This is a genomic window from uncultured Psychroserpens sp., assembly GCF_947500255.1.
In the GTDB taxonomy this organism is placed as follows: domain Bacteria; phylum Bacteroidota; class Bacteroidia; order Flavobacteriales; family Flavobacteriaceae; genus Psychroserpens.
The window spans coordinates 211,606-228,923 of sequence record NZ_CANMRL010000003.1 but is presented as its reverse complement, the minus strand read 5'-3'; the positions used below and the strand labels follow the sequence as shown (position 1 = coordinate 228,923).

Here is a 17,318-nt window from a genome sequence, read left to right as displayed (position 1 = left end):
ATATTACAATGGAATATTTCCATGCTTGCGTTTTGGACGATCAACAACTTTATCTTCTAGCATTGCAAAGGCTTTTATTAGCTTTCTTCTTGTGTTCTTTGGAAGAATAACTTCATCAACAAAACCACGTTCTGCTGCGCTATACGGGTTTGCAAAAAGCTCAGCATATTCAGCCTCTTTCTCTTTCCATTTCGCTTCCTTGTCTTGGGCAGCGTTTATATCCTTTTTAAAGATGATTTCCGCAGCACCTTTGGCTCCCATAACGGCAATTTCGGCACTAGGCCAAGCAAAATTCATATCACTACCTATATGTTTTGAGTTCATAACGTCATAGGCACCTCCATAAGCTTTTCGTGTAATTACAGTTACTCTTGGCACTGTAGCTTCACTAAATGCATAGAGTAGTTTTGCGCCATGAACAATTATACCATTCCATTCTTGATCTGTGCCTGGTAAAAAACCAGGAACATCTTCTAGTACAAGTAAAGGAATATTAAAACAATCACAGAAACGTACAAATCGCGCTGCCTTTTTTGAACTGTTTACATCCAGTACACCTGCTAAAAACATAGGTTGATTGGCCACAATACCAATACTACGGCCACCTAAACGAGCAAAACCAACAATAATATTTTCAGCATGATCTTTATGAATCTCATAGAAAGAATCTTCATCTATGATACCTTTGATTACATCATGCATGTCATAAGGTTTATTAGCATTATCAGGAACTATTGTAGATAAGCTATCTCTTATTTCGTCTTGTAGGTTGTAGGGTAAAAGCTTAGGGGTTTCTGTGTTATTTTGTGGTAAGTAACTTAGCAAGGTTTTAACATCCTCTAGGCATTCAACATCGTTTGATGATGTTTTATGAGCTACACCAGATTTTGTTGAGTGTGTACTTGCACCACCAAGTTCTTCACTTGTAACCTCTTCATTGGTTACTGTTTTTACAACATTTGGCCCAGTAACGAACATATAACTCGTATCTTCTACCATAATTGTAAAATCTGTCATAGCTGGTGAATATACAGCACCTCCAGCACAAGGACCCATGATTGCTGAAATTTGCGGAATGACACCAGATGCCTGTACATTTCTGTAAAAAATATCTGCATAACCACCAAGAGAACGAACACCCTCTTGAATTCTGGCGCCTCCTGAATCATTTAATCCAATAACAGGCGCTCCAACTTTTACGGCCAAGTCCATTATTTTACAGATTTTCTCTGCATGAGTTTCAGAAAGAGAGCCACCAAATACAGTAAAGTCTTGTGCAAAGACATATACTAAACGTCCATCAACTGTACCATAACCTGTAACAACACCATCGCCATAGAATTTTTGGTTTTCCATTCCAAAATCTTTTGTTCTATGGGTTACTAAAGCACCTATTTCTTCAAAAGAGCCTTCATCTAAAAAATACATTACACGTTCACGCGCAGTGAGTTTTTTCTTTTGATGCTGCTTATCAATTCTAACTTGTCCGCCTCCTAAATAGGCCTTTTGTAATTTGTCGTTTAGGGTTTTTATTTTTGAATCCATAGAAAATGGTATGTTATTGAATGATTTATTTTAAACTGAATTTAATTTGGAATACGCAAAAGTTTTTGCTCTTCTAAATAGTGTTTTACGGCAACAAGAGCTGCAATTTTGGCTTCAGTTTTTTGTTGATCGATTAAATCCTCTGGCGCATAATAACGTTTCACAAAATGAGTATCGAAGTTTCCACTTTTAAAAGCCTCATGTTCACAAACGTAAGTTCCAAAAGGTAAAGTCGTTTGGATTCCTTCAATATGATAATCGTCAATAGCCTTTAGCATTAAAGATATAGCTTCATCACGTGTATTTCCGTAGGTAATAAGTTTAGAGATCATTGGATCATAATAGATAGGGATTTCCATACCTTGCTCAAATCCATTATCAACCCTAATGCCTTTTCCTTTAGGAAGTTTGTACGTCTCAAGAGTTCCTACGCTAGGTAAAAAATCATTTAGAGGATCTTCGGCATAAACGCGTAATTCTAAAGCGTGACCATGAATTTCAAGATCGTCTTGCTTTAGAGCTAATACTTCACCACGAGCCACTCGAATTTGAAGTTCTACTAAGTCGGTATTAGTAATAATCTCTGATACGGGATGTTCAACTTGTAAACGTGTATTCATTTCAAGAAAATAGAAATTGTGAGTATCGTCCAACAAAAATTCTACAGTTCCAGCACCAACATAATCACATGCTTGAGCAACTCTTACGGCTGCGTCTCCCATTTTTTGTCTAAGTTCAGGACTTAGCACACTTGATGGAGCTTCTTCAACGACTTTTTGATGACGTCTTTGAATACTGCATTCACGCTCAAATAAGTGGATGATATTACCATGTGTATCTGCCATTATCTGTATTTCAATATGACGAGGAGACGTGACGTATTTTTCAATAAATACAGAGCCATCACCAAATGCATTAACAGCTTCACTAATAGCTCGATCCATTTGAGATTCAAATTCCTCTTCATTTTGTACGATACGCATTCCTTTTCCACCACCTCCAGCAGAGGCTTTTATCAATATTGGAAAACCAATATCTTTTGCGATTTTTTTAGCTTCAGGAATGTCTGTAATAGCTTCATCTGTTCCAGGGACCATTGGTATATCATAAGCTTTAACAGCCTCCTTTGCAGCTAGTTTGCTACCCATGACTCTAATAGCTTTAGACTTTGGGCCAATAAATGTAATGTTGTTTGCTTCACAAAGTTCAGCGAAATCTGCATTTTCACTTAAAAACCCATAACCTGGATGAATACCATCAACATCTAAGCTTTTTGCAACCTCTATAATTTTATCACCTAATAGATAAGATTGATTAGAAGGAGCTTCACCAATAAGTACAGCTTCATCTGCATATTTTACATGCGGAGAATGTCTATCGATAGTTGAATAAACAGCTACTGTTTTAATACCCATTTTTTTTGCTGTAAGCATGACGCGAATTGCAATTTCTCCACGATTAGCTACTAATATTTTTTTCATTTTATTCGAATTCTATGAGCAATTGATTTTTTTCTACGGCATCACCTTTTTCTACTGAAATAGATTTTATGACACCATCTCTAGGAGAGGTAAGTACATTTTCCATTTTCATGGCTTCCAAGATTAAAAGCGTGTCATTTTCGCTAACTTCTTGACCATTCTTTACATTAATTTCAAGAATTAATCCAGGCATAGGTGCTTTAATATCATTAACAATTTTTGAGCTACCTATTTCAAATCCCATTTCTTTTATTAATGAGTCTAACTCATTTATAATATTTACATTATAAGTATTGTTGTTAACTTTTACTTGAAATTCTTTTTTGTTGAAATCTGATCTAGTTATTTCAGTTTTGTATGATGAATTTTCATGTAAAACATGATGTTCGCTTGCTGAAGTTTTGATGCTGTTGAGTTGGGAGCTTTCTGTTTCTGAAATATCAAAATCGAATGATGAATTGACATTTACCTTAAAGGATTGACTCATTAAAATGGTTTTTTTATTCGCAGTAAAGGTAACGAATTATAACGTTTTCGTAACGGATTATTTTTAGCAAAATAATTAAAATACATTATAGAAATTATAAACCATTTTTTGGATTGAAATGAGAATTCTCTTGATGAGTTTTAATGGCTTTGTGTGATAATATAATACCAAGAATAAGCGATATAAATGCGCCAACCCATATACCAGGAATAAAATCTATAAATAAGAAAAAGTCATAAAACCCATGAAATGTGACAGCCAATAATAATCCAAAGAGGTTGAGTTTGATCCTATTTTTTGAGAATTTTGCTTTTCCCATAAAATAACCCATTAAAATACCAAATGTAGCATGCGCCGGAACAGCAGTAAAAGCTCTTAAAATACCTGTGGCGTAACCACCTTCTAAAACATAAAGTATATTTTCTGTAGCCGCAAAACCCATAGATACCATGACTGCATACATGATGCCATCAAAAGGTTCGTTAAAGGCATCTTTTGGCTGAGAGAAAAACCGAACAATTATATATTTGCTAAATTCTTCAGTGAGGCCAACAACTAAGAATGCTTTTACAAACTGTTGAGGCACGCTAAACTCATCTTTAAGTGGAAGTATGATGTCAAATCCAATATAGATTATGGTTGTAATAATAATACTTATGATGGCTCCTAATAAAAAGCTTGCTAATAAAAGACCTTTTGGTTCCCTGTCATATTTATCCTTATAATACACGTATAGAATAATTATAAAGATAGGAGCAATGGCGAGTACAAGTAAATTGATCATGAACGAAAAGTAGTGAAAATTATTTAGCTAGGTTATTTTTAATGGCTTCTAAAACGAATTGATAGTAGGTTTTGTTACTTGATATGAAATGATTATTCATATCGCTATGCTCTAGTTTCTCATTAAATTCTGAAATCGTAACAAATTTTAAGGCTTCTACCTCGTTTGGGTTTGGAGTGAAATCCCCTATGTCTAAGTTAAATTTTACGATGTATGTATTGTGGAACTCATTATCAATAATACCGTTTGAATACGATTGAAAACATTCAAAAACACCTATCTTAATGAGTTGTTCTTCGGAAATTGAAATACCAATCTCTTCTTTTGTTTCTCTAATAGCAGCCTGTTCTATGGTTTCGCCTGCATCTACATGACCTGCAACAGAAACATCCCATAACAATGGGCAAATCAGTTTTGAAGCAGCACGTTGCTGAAGTAGAATTTCACCATCTGAAGTAAACAACCATATATGTGCTGTATGATGAAAATGTCCCTTAGAGTGAATTTCAGATTTTGAAGCCGAAACGCCAGTTAATTTTCCTTTTCTATCAGCGATATCGATATAATCTTCCATACTATTAGAGTACAGATTTAATGCAATTAACTAAGGTTTCAAAATCGGATTTAGTATTGTAGAAGTGGCAGGAAATTCGAATGAATTTACCTCTAAATGATACGTAAATCTGCTGTTCTTGTAGTGCCGTTTTGAGTTTCTTGATATCAAGGTTTTCAGGCAGTTTAACACCAAACAAATGATGTGTCCTATTTTCTGGGTGTTCAATTTGACAGCCTAAAGCTATTAATTGTTCTGTAGCAGATAGAGAAATAGATCTGCAATACTCTTGAATAGTATTCGATTTCCATTGAATCACTTGTTTTAGTGCTTCGATTTGCATTTTCACATAAATGAAATTGCCACTTTCACCTACAGCATATCTATTAGCTAGAGGTTTGTAACGCGCTTCATAATTAGTAAGGTCAGCTAATTTTTCACTATTCAATCGGTTGGCCCAATTGTTTTCAATAGGTTCTCCGTTATCGAAATAATTTCCATAATATGCATAAGCACATCCATAAGGACCAAAGAGCCATTTGTATCCAGCACAAATAAGCGCGTCTGGTTGAATCTCTTTAATTGAAAACGGATAAGCACCTATAGTTTGACTGCCATCTACAATCAATAAAGCGTCATGCGTTCTTGTTTTTGATCTTATAGCTTTTAAATCGAAAATTGTTCCATTAGACCAATGGATATTGCCTAAAGCCACAACAGCAGTTTTATCGGAAATAGCGTCAAGAATGTCTTTATTCCACTGTTTGCCATTATCTTCTGTAAGATTTGGGCTAGCTATGGTTATAATTTTTGCATCATAAGTTTCTGCAAGTTTCCTCCAAGCATAGATATTACTCGGAAACTGCTCTTCAATAACTAAAATCTCATCATTGGGATTGAGTTTGATATTGTTAGTAACAGTAGCCATTCCGTAGGAAACGGAAGGGATGGTTGCTATACGTTCAGGTTCATCTGTGTCAATGAGTTTTGCAAATAAATGCTTGAGTTCAGTTACAGGATCAAAAAAATCTGAAACCGGAATTGTATAGGGTTTGCTTTTTTGTAGTACGGCATCAAGACCAGCTTTCTCAACAGCTTTAAAAGAGGGAGAGAGGCTAGCTATATTTAGATAAGTAACGTCTTCAGGAATACTGAAAAGGTGTTTTTGATGTTGAATACTCATAAGTATTTATTCAAAATAAGAGAATGTATCTCCATCTTTAATTTTAAGAAGTGTTTCATAAATCATTTTAATGACATTTTCCACATCATCACGATGCACCATTTCAACAGTTGTATGCATGTAACGCAATGGTAAAGAGATTAATGCAGAGGCAACACCTCCATTGCTATAAGCAAATGCATCTGTGTCTGTACCAGTGGCTCTAGACAAGGCAGAACGTTGGAATGGTATTTTCTTTTCTTCAGCAGTATCTGTTATTAAATCACGCAATTTTTGTTGTACTGCTGGTGCATAGGCTACAACAGGACCTTTACCAATTTGTAAATGACCTTCTTTCTTTTTATCAATCATTGGTGTTGTTGTATCGTGCGTAACGTCAGTAACTATTGCTACGTTTGGTTTGATAGTATCTGTAATCATTTGAGCACCACGTAATCCAATTTCCTCTTGAACGGAGTTGGTGATATATAAACCAAAAGGTAATTTCTTTTTATTCAGTTTTAGTAATCGGGCTACTTCGGCAATCATAAATCCGCCCATTCGATTGTCTAATGCACGACAAACAAATTTATTTTTATTTAGAATATGAAAAGTGTCGGGATATGTGATCACACAACCAACATGTATTCCTAGTTTTTCGACTTCTTTCTTATTGCTGCAACCGCAATCTATAAAAATATTGTTTGGTTTTGGTGGTTCTTCCTTTGCGCGACTTCTTGTGTGGATAGCTGGCCAACCAAAGACACCTTTGACAATCCCTTTTTTAGTATGGATATCTACAATTTTACTTGGAGCAATTTGATGATCACTTCCTCCATTCCTGATCACATAGATCAATCCGTTATCTGAAATATAATTTACATACCATGAAATTTCATCTGCATGACCTTCAATAACTACTTTGTACTTAGCTTTTGGGTTGATTACGCCAACTGCCGTTCCGTAGGTGTCAGTGATAAACTCGTCTACATAAGGTTTTAGATAATCCATCCAAACCTTTTGACCGTTCCATTCATAACCTGTAGGTGCTGCATTATTTAAATATTTTTCAAGGAAATCGAGTGATTTTTTATTTAGGATACTTTTTGATGCCATAGATATGTTGTTATTTGTATTTCTGTAAAAATAAAAGGATTTATTCAGTATTAAAATGTTACTCAATTAAATTTTGTAACAAAATGAACTATTTTTACACTTATCACCTTATAAATTTAATTTTAAACAAAAACAGATGAAGCTAGTCATTAAAGATTTAACAAAAACATATAAAAATGGTGTCAAAGCTATAGATAATCTTAATCTCGAAATTGGTACTGGAATGTTTGGTTTACTTGGTCCAAATGGAGCAGGAAAGTCATCGCTTATGAGAACGATTGCAACATTGCAAAGTCCAGATTCGGGTTCGATTATGTTTGGAGACATTAATGTTTTGGAAGATAAAATGGCACTCAGAAGAATTTTAGGATACTTACCACAATCGTTTGGTGTGTATCCAAAAATGTCTGCTGAAGCTTTACTGGATTATTTTGCTACTTTAAAAGGAGTCGCTTCAAAAAGTGACCGAGCTGCATTGGTTAATGAAGTTTTAGAGATCACGAATTTATCAGACGTGCGTAAAAAGAATGTTGCAGGTTATTCAGGAGGAATGAAACAACGTTTTGGGATAGCTCAATTATTATTAAATAGCCCTAAACTTATTATTGTAGATGAGCCTACTGCAGGTTTAGATCCAGCTGAAAGACATCGTTTTTTAAATGTACTTCGCGAGGTAGGAACCAACTGCACTGTGATTTTTTCGACACATATTGTTGAAGATGTTAAAGAACTATGTAATGAAATGGCTATTTTAAATGGTGGACGTATTTTGAAACATTCGACGCCTTCAAAAGCTAGAGAAGAGCTTAGCGGGAAAATTTGGACCAAGATTATCGAGCGTGATAATTTAGAGGAAAATGAAGCTAAATACAATGTGTTGTCTTCTAATTATAATGAAGATAATACATTAAACATTAGAGTGTTTTCAGATCAATTACCTGATGCCGATTTTAAATCAACCGAGCCACAGTTAGACGATGTGTATTTTATAGCATTACGACAGGATGAACCTGTTTTAAGCTAATTGAAATTTATTTGCAACTAAAATAATACACTATGTTTTCTACTATATTTTTTCATGAATTGAAGTACTGGTTAAAAAAACCTGCCTTCTATATTTATATGGCAATTTTCTTTGCTTTGGCTCTATTTATTTCTGCAGCCAATGCAGGAATATTCGATAGCATAACAGTTACGACCGGTTCATCTAGAACTGTAAATTCACCGTTCGGTATTGCTAATTTATTTATTTCATTAACCATTTTTATTTTCTTTTTATTTCCATCAATTATTGGTGTATCAGTATATAGAGATTATAAGAGTGATATGCATACTATTTTATATTCATACCCATTTACAAAAAGCAGCTATTTATTTGCCAAATTTTTTAGCGCAGTACTTATTGTAACTTGTGTTGTATTAACTATTGGAATTGGAATGTTTATTGGGTATCGCTTACCAGGAACTAATCCTGATTTGATCACTGCATTTGATTTCAAATCTTATTTTAATGCGTATTGGGTATTCATTTTACCCAATATATTATTGTTTGGGGCTATTGTTTTTGGAGTTGTTACGTTTACAAGAAATATAGCGGCTGGATTTATAACTGTTATCTTACTGTTATTTGTCCAAGGCGTGGCCGAGAGCTTTTTATCGGATCCAGAGCATAGATATATTGCTGCCTTGGCAGACCCTTTTGGTGGAGCGGCTATGCAATATTATACTAGGTATTGGACTGTTGCAGAGCAAAATGAGTTGCATATCCCTATTAAAGAAGTTATTATATATAACCGTTTGATTTGGTTGGGTGTGTCTTCAGTTGTGTTTGCTTTGGTTTATAGATTCTTTAAGTTTAGCCAAAATGCTATTTCATTTTCACTCTTTAAAAAATCACAAGGTGTACGTTCTACAAAACGCAATTTTGGAGGTATAACAAGAGTAAATTTACCTAAAGTTAATTTTGATTACTCTTTTCTACAAAACCTGAAAAACACATGGAAAATATCTAATGTAGAATTTAAATATATTGTTAAGAGCTGGCCATTTATTAGTATTGTATTGGTAGGTCTTATTATTGTATTAATAGCGCTTGCAGATTTAGGAAACCCTTTCGGAACACCATCATATCCTAGAACATGGCGTATGTTACAAGGCGGAGGCGCATTTGTAATTGCTATCAATATTTGTACATTTTTATACGCAGGAATGTTAGTCAACCGTAGTAAGATTGCAAAAATGAATGGTATAGAGGACGTGACTCCAATTCCAAATTGGTCACTGTTTTTATCAAAATTTATTGCCATTGTAAAAATGCAAATGCTGTTGTTAACAGTTATTATGATATCAGGAATTTTATTTCAATTATATAAAGGATATTTTGATATTGAGATAGGATTATACATTAAAGAATTATTTGGTTTAAAGCTTATTAACTATGTGATTTGGGCTTTCTTAGCGCTATGGATTCAGACTTTGATACGAAATCCATATCTAGGTCTTTTTGTGTTGTTGGTTATTGCGATTGGTATTCCATTCTTGAGTTTGGCTGGTGTAGAACAGCCTATTTTTAAATATAACGAAGGTCCTGGGTTTAGATTTAATGACATGAATGGATACGGAGATTCTTTAGGTCGCTACTTATTATATAAAAGCTATTGGGTTCTTGGTGGATTAGTATTGATGGTCATTGCAGGCTTATTTTGGGTTAGAGGGTTGCCACATTCGTTTAAAGAGCGTATTAAAATTGCAAAATCTAGATTTAAGACTCCAGTTGCTATCACATTTTTAGTATTGCTTATCGGCTTTTTGTCTTTAGGTTTTAGAATTTTCCACGAAACAAATATTAAGAATGAAAGCTATTCTTCAAAAGAACAAGAGCAGCAACGTGTAGAGTGGGAGAAGCTCTATAAAAAATATCAAGATGTTGCCCAGCCTAGAATAATTGCTGTAAAAGCAAACTTGGATATTTTTCCGAAGACAAGAGATTTTAATGGGTCTGGAGAATATCTCATGGTCAACAAAACAGACCAAGTAATTGATAGTATTTTCTTAAACCATAATAGCTATCCAAGCACATTCGAATTTGATAGAGCTAATCAACTCGTATTAGAAGATACCTTGTACAACTTTGATATTTATGAATTAAAGCGTCCGTTGATACCTGGTGATACTATGAAGTTGCATTTTACAGTCAAAAATAAACCTAATACAATTTTAAGGCGTAATTCTCCTGTTATTGAAAATGGAACATTTCTTAATAATTTTCAGTTATTTCCAAGTTTAGGTTATGATGGGAGTAATGAACTTAGAGATGACAAAACGCGTAAAAAATATGATCTACCTCCTAATGCATTGCGACCTCACCCAAGTGATTCATCTGCCTTAGGAAACACATATATATCCAAGGATAGTGATTGGGTCGATTTTGAAGCTACAGTGAGTACGAGTGAAGATCAAATCGCAATTGCTCCAGGTTATCTACAGAAGGAATGGGTTGAAGATGGTCGCCGTTATTTTCATTATAAGATGGATAGTAAAATATTACATTTCTATGCGTTTAATTCTGCTAGATATGAAGTAAAGCGAGACAAATGGAATGATGTCGATTTAGAGATATATTACCATAAAGGCCATGAATATAATCTCGATAGAATGATGAGAGGTATGAAAGCATCATTGGCTTATAATACAGAAAATTTTAGTCCGTACCAACACAAACAAGTCCGCATTATAGAATTCCCAGCTGGTGGGTTTGCTCAGTCATTTCCAAATACGATTCCATTTTCTGGCGACGCAGGTTTTATTGCCGAGGTTGATGATAGTGAAGATGGAGGTGTAGATTACACTTATGCTATTACTGTTCATGAAGTAGCTCATCAATGGTGGGCACATCAAGTGATTGGTGCAGATGTTTTGGGAGCGACCATGATGTCTGAAAGTTTATCGGAATATGTATCATTAAAAGTTCTTGAGAAGGAAATAGGAAAAGATCAAATGCGCAAATTTTTAAAGAAAGCCTTAGATGATTATCTAACATCGAGAACCTTTGAGAGTAAACGAGAAAAACCATTAATGTATAATGATGGCCAAGGTTATATACGTTACCAAAAAGGATCGTTAGTGTTGTATGCTTTAAGTGATTATATTGGAGAGGATGTACTTAACAATGCACTTAAAACCTATGTAGAGAAAGTGAAATTTCAAGAACCACCTTATACAACATCAATAGATATGGTCAATCATGTTAAAGCAGTCACTCCAGATAGTTTGCAGTATGTGATCAAAGACATGTTTGAAACCATTACGCTATATGATAATAGAATTCTTAGTGCTTCTACTACTGAAATGGATAATGGAAAATATAAAGTTGATATCGAATTTAACGTGAGTAAATACCGAAATAATGAAAAAGGAAGACGATACTATTCTGAGGTTGGTAGAGACTCAATTACGTATTTACCTGAAGGAAAAGATAAGCCATTATTATCAGTAAAATTAGAAGATTATATCGATATTGGTATTTTCACCGAAGATGATAGCGATGGAAAGAAAAAGGAACGTGTCCTATATTTAAAGAAACATAAGATCACAGAGATTAATAATACACTGTCTATTATTGTTGATGAAAAGCCTACCGAAGTTGGTGTAGACCCTTACAATAAGTTAATTGACACACGTTCTGACGACAACCGACAGAACATAAATTAGTAATACTAACAAAATTGAGAAAACCCTTAAATAAATCATTTTTGGGTTTTCTTTGTTATTATAACTTAATTATAATATTAACACGAAATAAAGGTTTATAAACTAACAAATAATTAATTTTGATGATCTAAATGGAATGGTTTTGGCAGTAAGCTTACATATGAGATTAGTAGTATACCTTTTAATATGCTTTCCGTTGTGTCTTTTCGCTCAGGTTGAACCTGTTGAAAAAGACTCTACATTGGTACAGTATATCTATGTAGAAGGAGATTCTATTGTAAAAGAAGCTATAGACCTAAAAGAAGTTTTAGTGCTTAATAAGATCAATTTTTCAGATCGAGAAGAACGTAGACAGTACTTAATCTTAAAGAGAAAGACCTTAAAAGTGTATCCTTATGCTAAATTGGCAGCCGACCGTTTGATTACCTTAAAGCAGCGTCTGGAAACACTTGAAAAAAAGAGAGATAAAAAACGTTATGCAAAGAAAATTCAAAAGTATATTGAAGATGAATTTTCTGCAGAACTCAAAAAACTCACACGAACTGAAGGTCAGATACTTGTTAAATTAATTCATCGACAAACTGGGAAAACAACATTTCAGTTAATTAAAGAATTGCGCAGTGGTTGGCGTGCCTTTTGGTTTAATAGTACAGCCAACTTGTTTGATATTTCTCTTAAGCGTGAGTTTAACCCAATGGAGATAAAAGAAGATTTCTTTATTGAAGATATCCTAGAACGTGCGTTTCAAGACAGGGTTCTAAAACGTCAAGAACCAGCTATCGAATTCGATTACTACGACTTATCTGATAAATGGTTAAAGAATAAATCAACAGCCGAAATTAAAAACTAATGCGTATACAATCGCCTCTAGAAGAACGCTTAAATGCTTGGAGTCATGGTATTGGTGCTGCACTTGGAATTGCAGGTTTGGTGCTACTTATTGTCTTTTTAAAAGGAGAAACACCTTACGGACTCTTTAGTGTTATCATTTACGGAGTTTCAATTATCGTTTTGTTTTTGGCTTCTACATTTTATCATGCCGTAAAAGGGGATAAGCGTAAGCATTACTTTCGAATCGTTGATCATATTAGCATTTATCTACTTATCGCAGGAACCTATACACCTGTGCTGCTCATCATGTTGTCCGACAGCTTAGGTTGGGTACTCTTTTGGGTGGTTTGGGGAATTGCCGCCTTTGGAGTAATTCTAAAACTATTCTTTACAGGTAGATTCGAAACCTTTTCCACATTATTATACCTCGTTATGGGATGGTTAATTGTTTTTGACTTCTCTACCTTAGCCGATAGACTAGATACTAACGGATTGTACTTATTGTTTGCAGGAGGATTGCTTTACACAGTGGGAATCGTTTTTTATGCCATTGATAAAATACCTTATAACCATGTGATTTGGCACTTATTTGTATTAGGAGGTGCCATTTGCCACTTTTTCATGGTGTACTTTTTCGTTATTTAAACATGTTGATCGACTAATACAGCGTTGCCATCAGGATCGAGCATTACAATGCTTGCAGGACCAGAAGTCGACTCATCTGCCTCGCGTTCTAATTTCACATTCTGCGATTTAAGATGTTTTTGAATCGCTCTTACATCATCAAACTCTTCTAGTGTATTGGCATTTTCATCCCAGCCAGGATTGAAGGTCAGGATATTGTTTTCAAACATGCCTTGAAATAAGCCAACTAAAGCGTTTCCATTTTTCATAATAAGGTAATTGCGTTCTAAATCTCCAGCAAACACAGTAAATCCTAAGGTTTCATAAAAAGCCTTAGACGCGTGAATGTCTTTTACGGCTAAGCTAATTGAAAAAGCGCCAAGTTTCATAATTTTTTGTTTTAGGTTGATGTTTTAAAGATATAAATTTTACTCTATTATACTTTTCAATTTAAAATGAAAGCATAAGTGATTAATCGCTTATTATATCACGATACTCCTCAAAGAAGGCCTCAAATTTACTCATAGTCTCATTAAAAAACACCATCACCTCTTGCCATGAGTTTTTATTGTGAATAGACACCTTATGGTCTAAAGGTAAATAGATTCTAGAGATTTCTTTACCATTATCTAAGTAGAATTCTTCTTCAAAGTAAACTTCAGGTAAGTAATCTTCTCTTAAAATAGACTGTAATGATTGTAGTTTTTCCCAATAGATGATACGGTTTTCTAAATCGTCTTCTAAATCTAAAGCAACCAATGCCTTCTTTGTGTCGAAATGAAATTTGAATGAAAACCCTTTTATTTTGGTGTCATATAAAATCCACTTTCTTGGAAATGATTTTCCAAAACTGGTCCAAAATTCTTGCCGGAGTAGACGGCTTTCTTCCTTTGAAAACATAAAAACTAGATAAAAAACGCAATACCAACACCTAAAATAATTGCCACTAATTTTGAAAGGTTGAATTTATGACCTTCACTACTTTCAAATAAAATAGTTGTAGAAATATGAAAGAATATACCAATCACAATAGCATTTATCATGTTGAGGTATTCGGTATTAATGCTTGTAGCGTTAGAAATATAAGTTCCTAAGGGTGTCATTGCGGTAAAGACCGTTAAAAAGGAAATAATTTGAAGCTTACTATAACTGGATTGTAGTAAGAACATCGTCAATAATATGGCAATAGGGATTTTATGTACAAGTACGCCATAAACCATATCATTATGTTGATGAATAGGGAACCCTTCTAAAAAACTATGAATGCATAAACTTATAAACAAAAGCCATGGAAATGCGGTTTCATTTTTATGGATATGAACATGCCCATGCTCGGCACCTCTAGAGAAAAACTCAAGAATGATTTGTAATAGGATTCCACACATAATGAACAATCCTGTTTGCTTGGCTTCTAAATGCTCATAAACTTCAGGTAAGAGGTCAAAAAGAGTGAGTGCTAATAAAAAGGCGCCACTAAAAGAGAGGAGCAATTTTGTATAGGTATTTCTCTGTTGTTTAAAAATAACAACAATTATAATACCTAACACTACCGCATATACTGGAAATAAATATGTATTCATTTATATTATTTAAAAACCATAACTAAACGCTCAGATGTTTTATGATGAAACTTTCTAAGCTTGTAATCTCCAAAAACGTCTAACAGGTATACGCCTGCTTTTTCAAAAAGCGCTTCAAAATCGTTTAGGGTAAATGCTTTTACACGTTCCTGAAATTGAAAATCTTCACCTTCTGTAGAAAAAGAGATATCCTTAACTATATAACCGTCTTTAAGACTTCTTTTTTGATGAAAATCGATGCCTTCAACAGTTTTTACATTTTCAGTAATAAGGTTGTTAATAACATAATCACTATTCATAAAGTCGATCACACCAAATCCAAACTCGTTAAGATTAGCCTTTATGGCTTCTATGGTTCTTAGATTGTCTTCCTCATTTTCGAAATATCCAAAACTGGTAAATAAATTAAAAACAGCATCAAATTGTTTTTTGTAAGGTTTGCACATGTCATGAACTTCGAAATGAAGTGTATCATTCTCAAACTGTTTTGCATATTCAATGCTATTTTCAGACAGATCTACACCAGTGACATTATAACCCAGACTATTGAGATATACAGAGTGTCTTCCTTTTCCACAAGCTAAATCTAAGATGTCTCCTTGCTCTGGAACATTGAGATATTCAGTAAGATTATCCATAAACACCTGAGCTTCATTGTGATCTCTATCTTTATATAAAATATGATAGAATGGCGTATCAAACCATGAAGCATACCAATGTTGTGTGTCTTTTGTCATATTAACTTTCTAGTTAAATAAGAATCTCATTTTTAAATCTTCTTCTAAGCCACAAAAATACTTTATTTTTGCAATCTATTAGTCGTACAGCATGGAGAATAATTATAAAATGGTTGCAAAAACCTTGTATGGTTTTGAAGATTTATTGGAGCGAGAACTCATTCAATTAGGCGCAATGGAAGTTAAAAAAGGCGTTAGAAATGTGAGTTTTGTTGGTGACAAAGGGTTTATGTACAAGGTTAATCTAGCGTTGCGCACTGCGATAAAAATTTTAAAGCCTATAAAAACATTCCGTGTTTTAAATGAGCAAGATCTTTACGATCAAGTCTATAAAATGTCGTGGAGTAAGCATTTAAAGCCGACAGGTAGTCTAGCTGTTGATGCTACTGTGCATTCTAAAGCATTTACGCATTCAAAATATGTAGCATTGAAAACGAAGGATGCTATTGTAGATAAATTTAGAAGTACCGACGGCCAACGTCCTAATGTAGATTTGCGCTTTCCTGATTTAAAAATCAATGTGCACATAGATCGTCAAGTATGCACTATTTCTTTAGATACGTCTGGAGAGTCGTTACACAAACGTGGTTATAAATCTGCAACCAATATCGCGCCAATTAATGAGGTTTTGGCAGCAGGCTTAGTGATGCTTTCGGGTTGGGATGGACAGTCAGATTTTATGGATCCCATGTGTGGTAGTGGAACCATTTTAGCCGAAGCAGCTATGATTGCTTGTAATATTCCGCCAAATTTGATGCGAAAAGAATTTGCTTTTGAACGCTGGCAAGATTGGGATGTTGACCTATTTGAAAAGATTGAAGAATCTCTGCTTAGCAAAACCAGAGACTTTCATCATAAAATGATTGGTTACGATAAATCACCAAGTGCTGTGTCTAAGGCGAAGGCTAATATTAAAAACGCACATTTAGATGAGTTTATCACAATTCAGCATGAAGACTTTTTTAAGACACAAAAAGCAGGTGACAATAAATTACATATGGTATTTAATCCGCCATATGGTGAACGTTTAGATATTGATATGGAAACGTTTTATAAAGAGATAGGTGATACGTTAAAGCAAGGATATCCAGGAACAGATGCATGGTTTATTACATCTAATCTAGATGCTTTAAAACATGTTGGTTTACGTCCTTCACGTAAAATTCATTTATTTAATGCTAAATTGGAGTCCCGATTAGTGAAATACGTCATGTACGAAGGAAGTAAGAAGGGTAAATATATGGATAACTAAATACACTAAAATGATGAAACAACATATAAGTCTAGTTCTATTACTGTTAGTTTGCGTGATGTCTTACGGACAAGAATTAAAATGTAAAGAATTTAAAACAGGCACTTTTATTATTCCTGCTACCGATGTTGTTCCTTTGTCAACATTGAAACGATCTGAAACTTCTCAATTTGAATCCATCTCAAAAGATGATTTTATGGTGTTGGATATTGAATGGATTGATGACTGTAATTATATCCTAAAAACGAATGTTGAAAAAACGCCTGCGAAGCGTATTACAGATATTGACAAAACTATTGATAAAAATGGCGGCCTAAGAATTGAGATGCTTAGAACTGTAAAGGACACCTTGTTCTTTAGAGCTAAAGCTACTTTCAATGGCAAAGAGTATCCAATAGATGGCTATCAAATAAAAATTAGTGATGACTACTAGTGCTAAAGGCACACTGTTAATAC

General features: G+C 34.1%; 17 protein-coding genes. 6 read left to right on the top strand and 11 right to left on the bottom strand.

The genetic code is table 11. The features are described from left to right. Window positions 1-3: 3 nt before the first annotated feature. From Q0783_RS10470 to Q0783_RS10440, 7 genes are all read right to left on the bottom strand, one after another. On the bottom strand, window positions 4-1,545 hold the full coding sequence (locus tag Q0783_RS10470; RefSeq protein ID WP_298894923.1) for an acyl-CoA carboxylase subunit beta: 1,542 nt from the start codon (window positions 1,543-1,545) through the stop codon (window positions 4-6). A gap of 41 nt (window positions 1,546-1,586) precedes the next feature. Further along, complete coding sequence (gene accC / locus Q0783_RS10465) at window positions 1,587-3,026, bottom strand: acetyl-CoA carboxylase biotin carboxylase subunit (protein WP_298894922.1); 1,440 nt, start codon at window positions 3,024-3,026, stop codon at window positions 1,587-1,589. 1 nt (window position 3,027) lies between these two features. Then, the gene (locus tag Q0783_RS10460; RefSeq protein ID WP_298894921.1) at window positions 3,028-3,513 is read right to left on the bottom strand and encodes an acetyl-CoA carboxylase biotin carboxyl carrier protein subunit; all 486 of its coding nucleotides are present in this window, start codon (window positions 3,511-3,513) and stop codon (window positions 3,028-3,030) included. 94 nt (window positions 3,514-3,607) lie between these two features. Next, complete coding sequence (locus Q0783_RS10455; RefSeq protein WP_298895463.1) at window positions 3,608-4,294, bottom strand: PrsW family glutamic-type intramembrane protease; 687 nt, start codon at window positions 4,292-4,294, stop codon at window positions 3,608-3,610. Between the two features lie 22 nt (window positions 4,295-4,316). Next, window positions 4,317-4,871, bottom strand: coding sequence for an NUDIX domain-containing protein (locus Q0783_RS10450; RefSeq protein ID WP_298894920.1), 555 nt, complete (start codon window positions 4,869-4,871; stop codon window positions 4,317-4,319). A 4-nt stretch (window positions 4,872-4,875) separates the two neighbouring features. Further along, the gene (locus Q0783_RS10445) at window positions 4,876-6,033 is read right to left on the bottom strand and encodes an aminotransferase class V-fold PLP-dependent enzyme (RefSeq protein ID WP_298894919.1); all 1,158 of its coding nucleotides are present in this window, start codon (window positions 6,031-6,033) and stop codon (window positions 4,876-4,878) included. A 6-nt stretch (window positions 6,034-6,039) separates the two neighbouring features. Further along, complete coding sequence (locus tag Q0783_RS10440) at window positions 6,040-7,128, bottom strand: M42 family metallopeptidase (RefSeq protein ID WP_298894918.1); 1,089 nt, start codon at window positions 7,126-7,128, stop codon at window positions 6,040-6,042. Window positions 7,129-7,264: 136 nt separating this feature from the next. Between Q0783_RS10440 and Q0783_RS10435 the strand changes: the two genes are divergently transcribed. From Q0783_RS10435 to Q0783_RS10420, 4 genes are all read left to right on the top strand, one after another. Next, window positions 7,265-8,152, top strand: a complete 888-nt coding sequence (locus Q0783_RS10435; RefSeq protein WP_298894917.1) for an ABC transporter ATP-binding protein — start codon at window positions 7,265-7,267, stop codon at window positions 8,150-8,152. Between the two features lie 32 nt (window positions 8,153-8,184). Next, window positions 8,185-11,838, top strand: a complete 3,654-nt coding sequence (locus tag Q0783_RS10430; RefSeq protein WP_298894916.1) for a M1 family aminopeptidase — start codon at window positions 8,185-8,187, stop codon at window positions 11,836-11,838. Between the two features lie 160 nt (window positions 11,839-11,998). Beyond that, complete coding sequence (locus tag Q0783_RS10425) at window positions 11,999-12,688, top strand: DUF4294 domain-containing protein (protein WP_298894915.1); 690 nt, start codon at window positions 11,999-12,001, stop codon at window positions 12,686-12,688. Then, a complete protein-coding gene (locus tag Q0783_RS10420; protein ID WP_298894914.1) occupies window positions 12,688-13,314 on the top strand; it encodes a hemolysin III family protein in 627 nt (208 codons plus the stop codon). Before Q0783_RS10425 ends, Q0783_RS10420 begins: the two co-directional genes overlap by 1 nt. Here the strand turns inward: Q0783_RS10420 and Q0783_RS10415 are convergent. The 4 genes from Q0783_RS10415 to Q0783_RS10400 all read right to left on the bottom strand — a co-directional run bounded on the left by Q0783_RS10415 (window position 13,311) and on the right by Q0783_RS10400 (window position 15,610). Then, entirely contained in the window at window positions 13,311-13,682 is a 372-nt protein-coding gene (locus Q0783_RS10415) for a VOC family protein (protein WP_298894913.1), read from the bottom strand. The two genes, Q0783_RS10420 and Q0783_RS10415, sit on opposite strands and share 4 nt — an antisense overlap. Before the next feature lie 82 nt (window positions 13,683-13,764). Further along, on the bottom strand, window positions 13,765-14,193 hold the full coding sequence (locus Q0783_RS10410) for a DUF4268 domain-containing protein (protein ID WP_298894912.1): 429 nt from the start codon (window positions 14,191-14,193) through the stop codon (window positions 13,765-13,767). Between the two features lie 5 nt (window positions 14,194-14,198). Continuing rightward, a complete protein-coding gene (locus Q0783_RS10405) occupies window positions 14,199-14,873 on the bottom strand; it encodes a ZIP family metal transporter (RefSeq protein ID WP_298894911.1) in 675 nt (224 codons plus the stop codon). Window positions 14,874-14,878: 5 nt separating this feature from the next. Further along, a complete protein-coding gene (locus Q0783_RS10400) occupies window positions 14,879-15,610 on the bottom strand; it encodes a class I SAM-dependent methyltransferase (protein WP_298894910.1) in 732 nt (243 codons plus the stop codon). 91 nt (window positions 15,611-15,701) lie between these two features. Between Q0783_RS10400 and Q0783_RS10395 the strand changes: the two genes are divergently transcribed. Next, window positions 15,702-16,862 carry a THUMP domain-containing protein gene (locus Q0783_RS10395; protein ID WP_298894909.1) on the top strand — a complete coding sequence of 387 codons (1,161 nt, stop codon included), beginning with the start codon at window positions 15,702-15,704 and terminating at the stop codon, window positions 16,860-16,862. Between the two features lie 10 nt (window positions 16,863-16,872). Beyond that, window positions 16,873-17,295: a hypothetical protein gene (locus Q0783_RS10390; RefSeq protein WP_298894908.1), complete on the top strand. Its 423-nt coding sequence runs from the start codon at window positions 16,873-16,875 to the stop codon at window positions 17,293-17,295. The last annotated feature ends 23 nt before the right edge of the window (window positions 17,296-17,318 follow it).

Excerpts from the sequence above, each read along its gene's own strand:
- Q0783_RS10415 (WP_298894913.1), bottom strand. The coding sequence starts at position 13,682 with ATGAAACTTGGCGCTTTTTCAATTAGCTTAGCCGTAAAAGACATTCAC.
- Q0783_RS10425 (WP_298894915.1), top strand. The coding sequence starts at position 11,999 with ATGAGATTAGTAGTATACCTTTTAATATGCTTTCCGTTGTGTCTTTTC.
- Q0783_RS10395 (WP_298894909.1), top strand. The coding sequence starts at position 15,702 with ATGGAGAATAATTATAAAATGGTTGCAAAAACCTTGTATGGTTTTGAA.
- Q0783_RS10440 (WP_298894918.1), bottom strand. The coding sequence starts at position 7,128 with ATGGCATCAAAAAGTATCCTAAATAAAAAATCACTCGATTTCCTTGAA.
- Q0783_RS10410 (WP_298894912.1), bottom strand. The coding sequence starts at position 14,193 with ATGTTTTCAAAGGAAGAAAGCCGTCTACTCCGGCAAGAATTTTGGACC.
- Q0783_RS10405 (WP_298894911.1), bottom strand. The coding sequence starts at position 14,873 with ATGAATACATATTTATTTCCAGTATATGCGGTAGTGTTAGGTATTATA.
- Q0783_RS10450 (WP_298894920.1), bottom strand. The coding sequence starts at position 4,871 with ATGGAAGATTATATCGATATCGCTGATAGAAAAGGAAAATTAACTGGC.
- Q0783_RS10390 (WP_298894908.1), top strand. The coding sequence starts at position 16,873 with ATGATGAAACAACATATAAGTCTAGTTCTATTACTGTTAGTTTGCGTG.
- Q0783_RS10420 (WP_298894914.1), top strand. The coding sequence starts at position 12,688 with ATGCGTATACAATCGCCTCTAGAAGAACGCTTAAATGCTTGGAGTCAT.
- Q0783_RS10435 (WP_298894917.1), top strand. The coding sequence starts at position 7,265 with ATGAAGCTAGTCATTAAAGATTTAACAAAAACATATAAAAATGGTGTC.
- Q0783_RS10400 (WP_298894910.1), bottom strand. The coding sequence starts at position 15,610 with ATGACAAAAGACACACAACATTGGTATGCTTCATGGTTTGATACGCCA.
- Q0783_RS10430 (WP_298894916.1), top strand. The coding sequence starts at position 8,185 with ATGTTTTCTACTATATTTTTTCATGAATTGAAGTACTGGTTAAAAAAA.
- Q0783_RS10445 (WP_298894919.1), bottom strand. The coding sequence starts at position 6,033 with ATGAGTATTCAACATCAAAAACACCTTTTCAGTATTCCTGAAGACGTT.
- Q0783_RS10470 (WP_298894923.1), bottom strand. The coding sequence starts at position 1,545 with ATGGATTCAAAAATAAAAACCCTAAACGACAAATTACAAAAGGCCTAT.
- Q0783_RS10460 (WP_298894921.1), bottom strand. The coding sequence starts at position 3,513 with ATGAGTCAATCCTTTAAGGTAAATGTCAATTCATCATTCGATTTTGAT.
- accC (WP_298894922.1), bottom strand. The coding sequence starts at position 3,026 with ATGAAAAAAATATTAGTAGCTAATCGTGGAGAAATTGCAATTCGCGTC.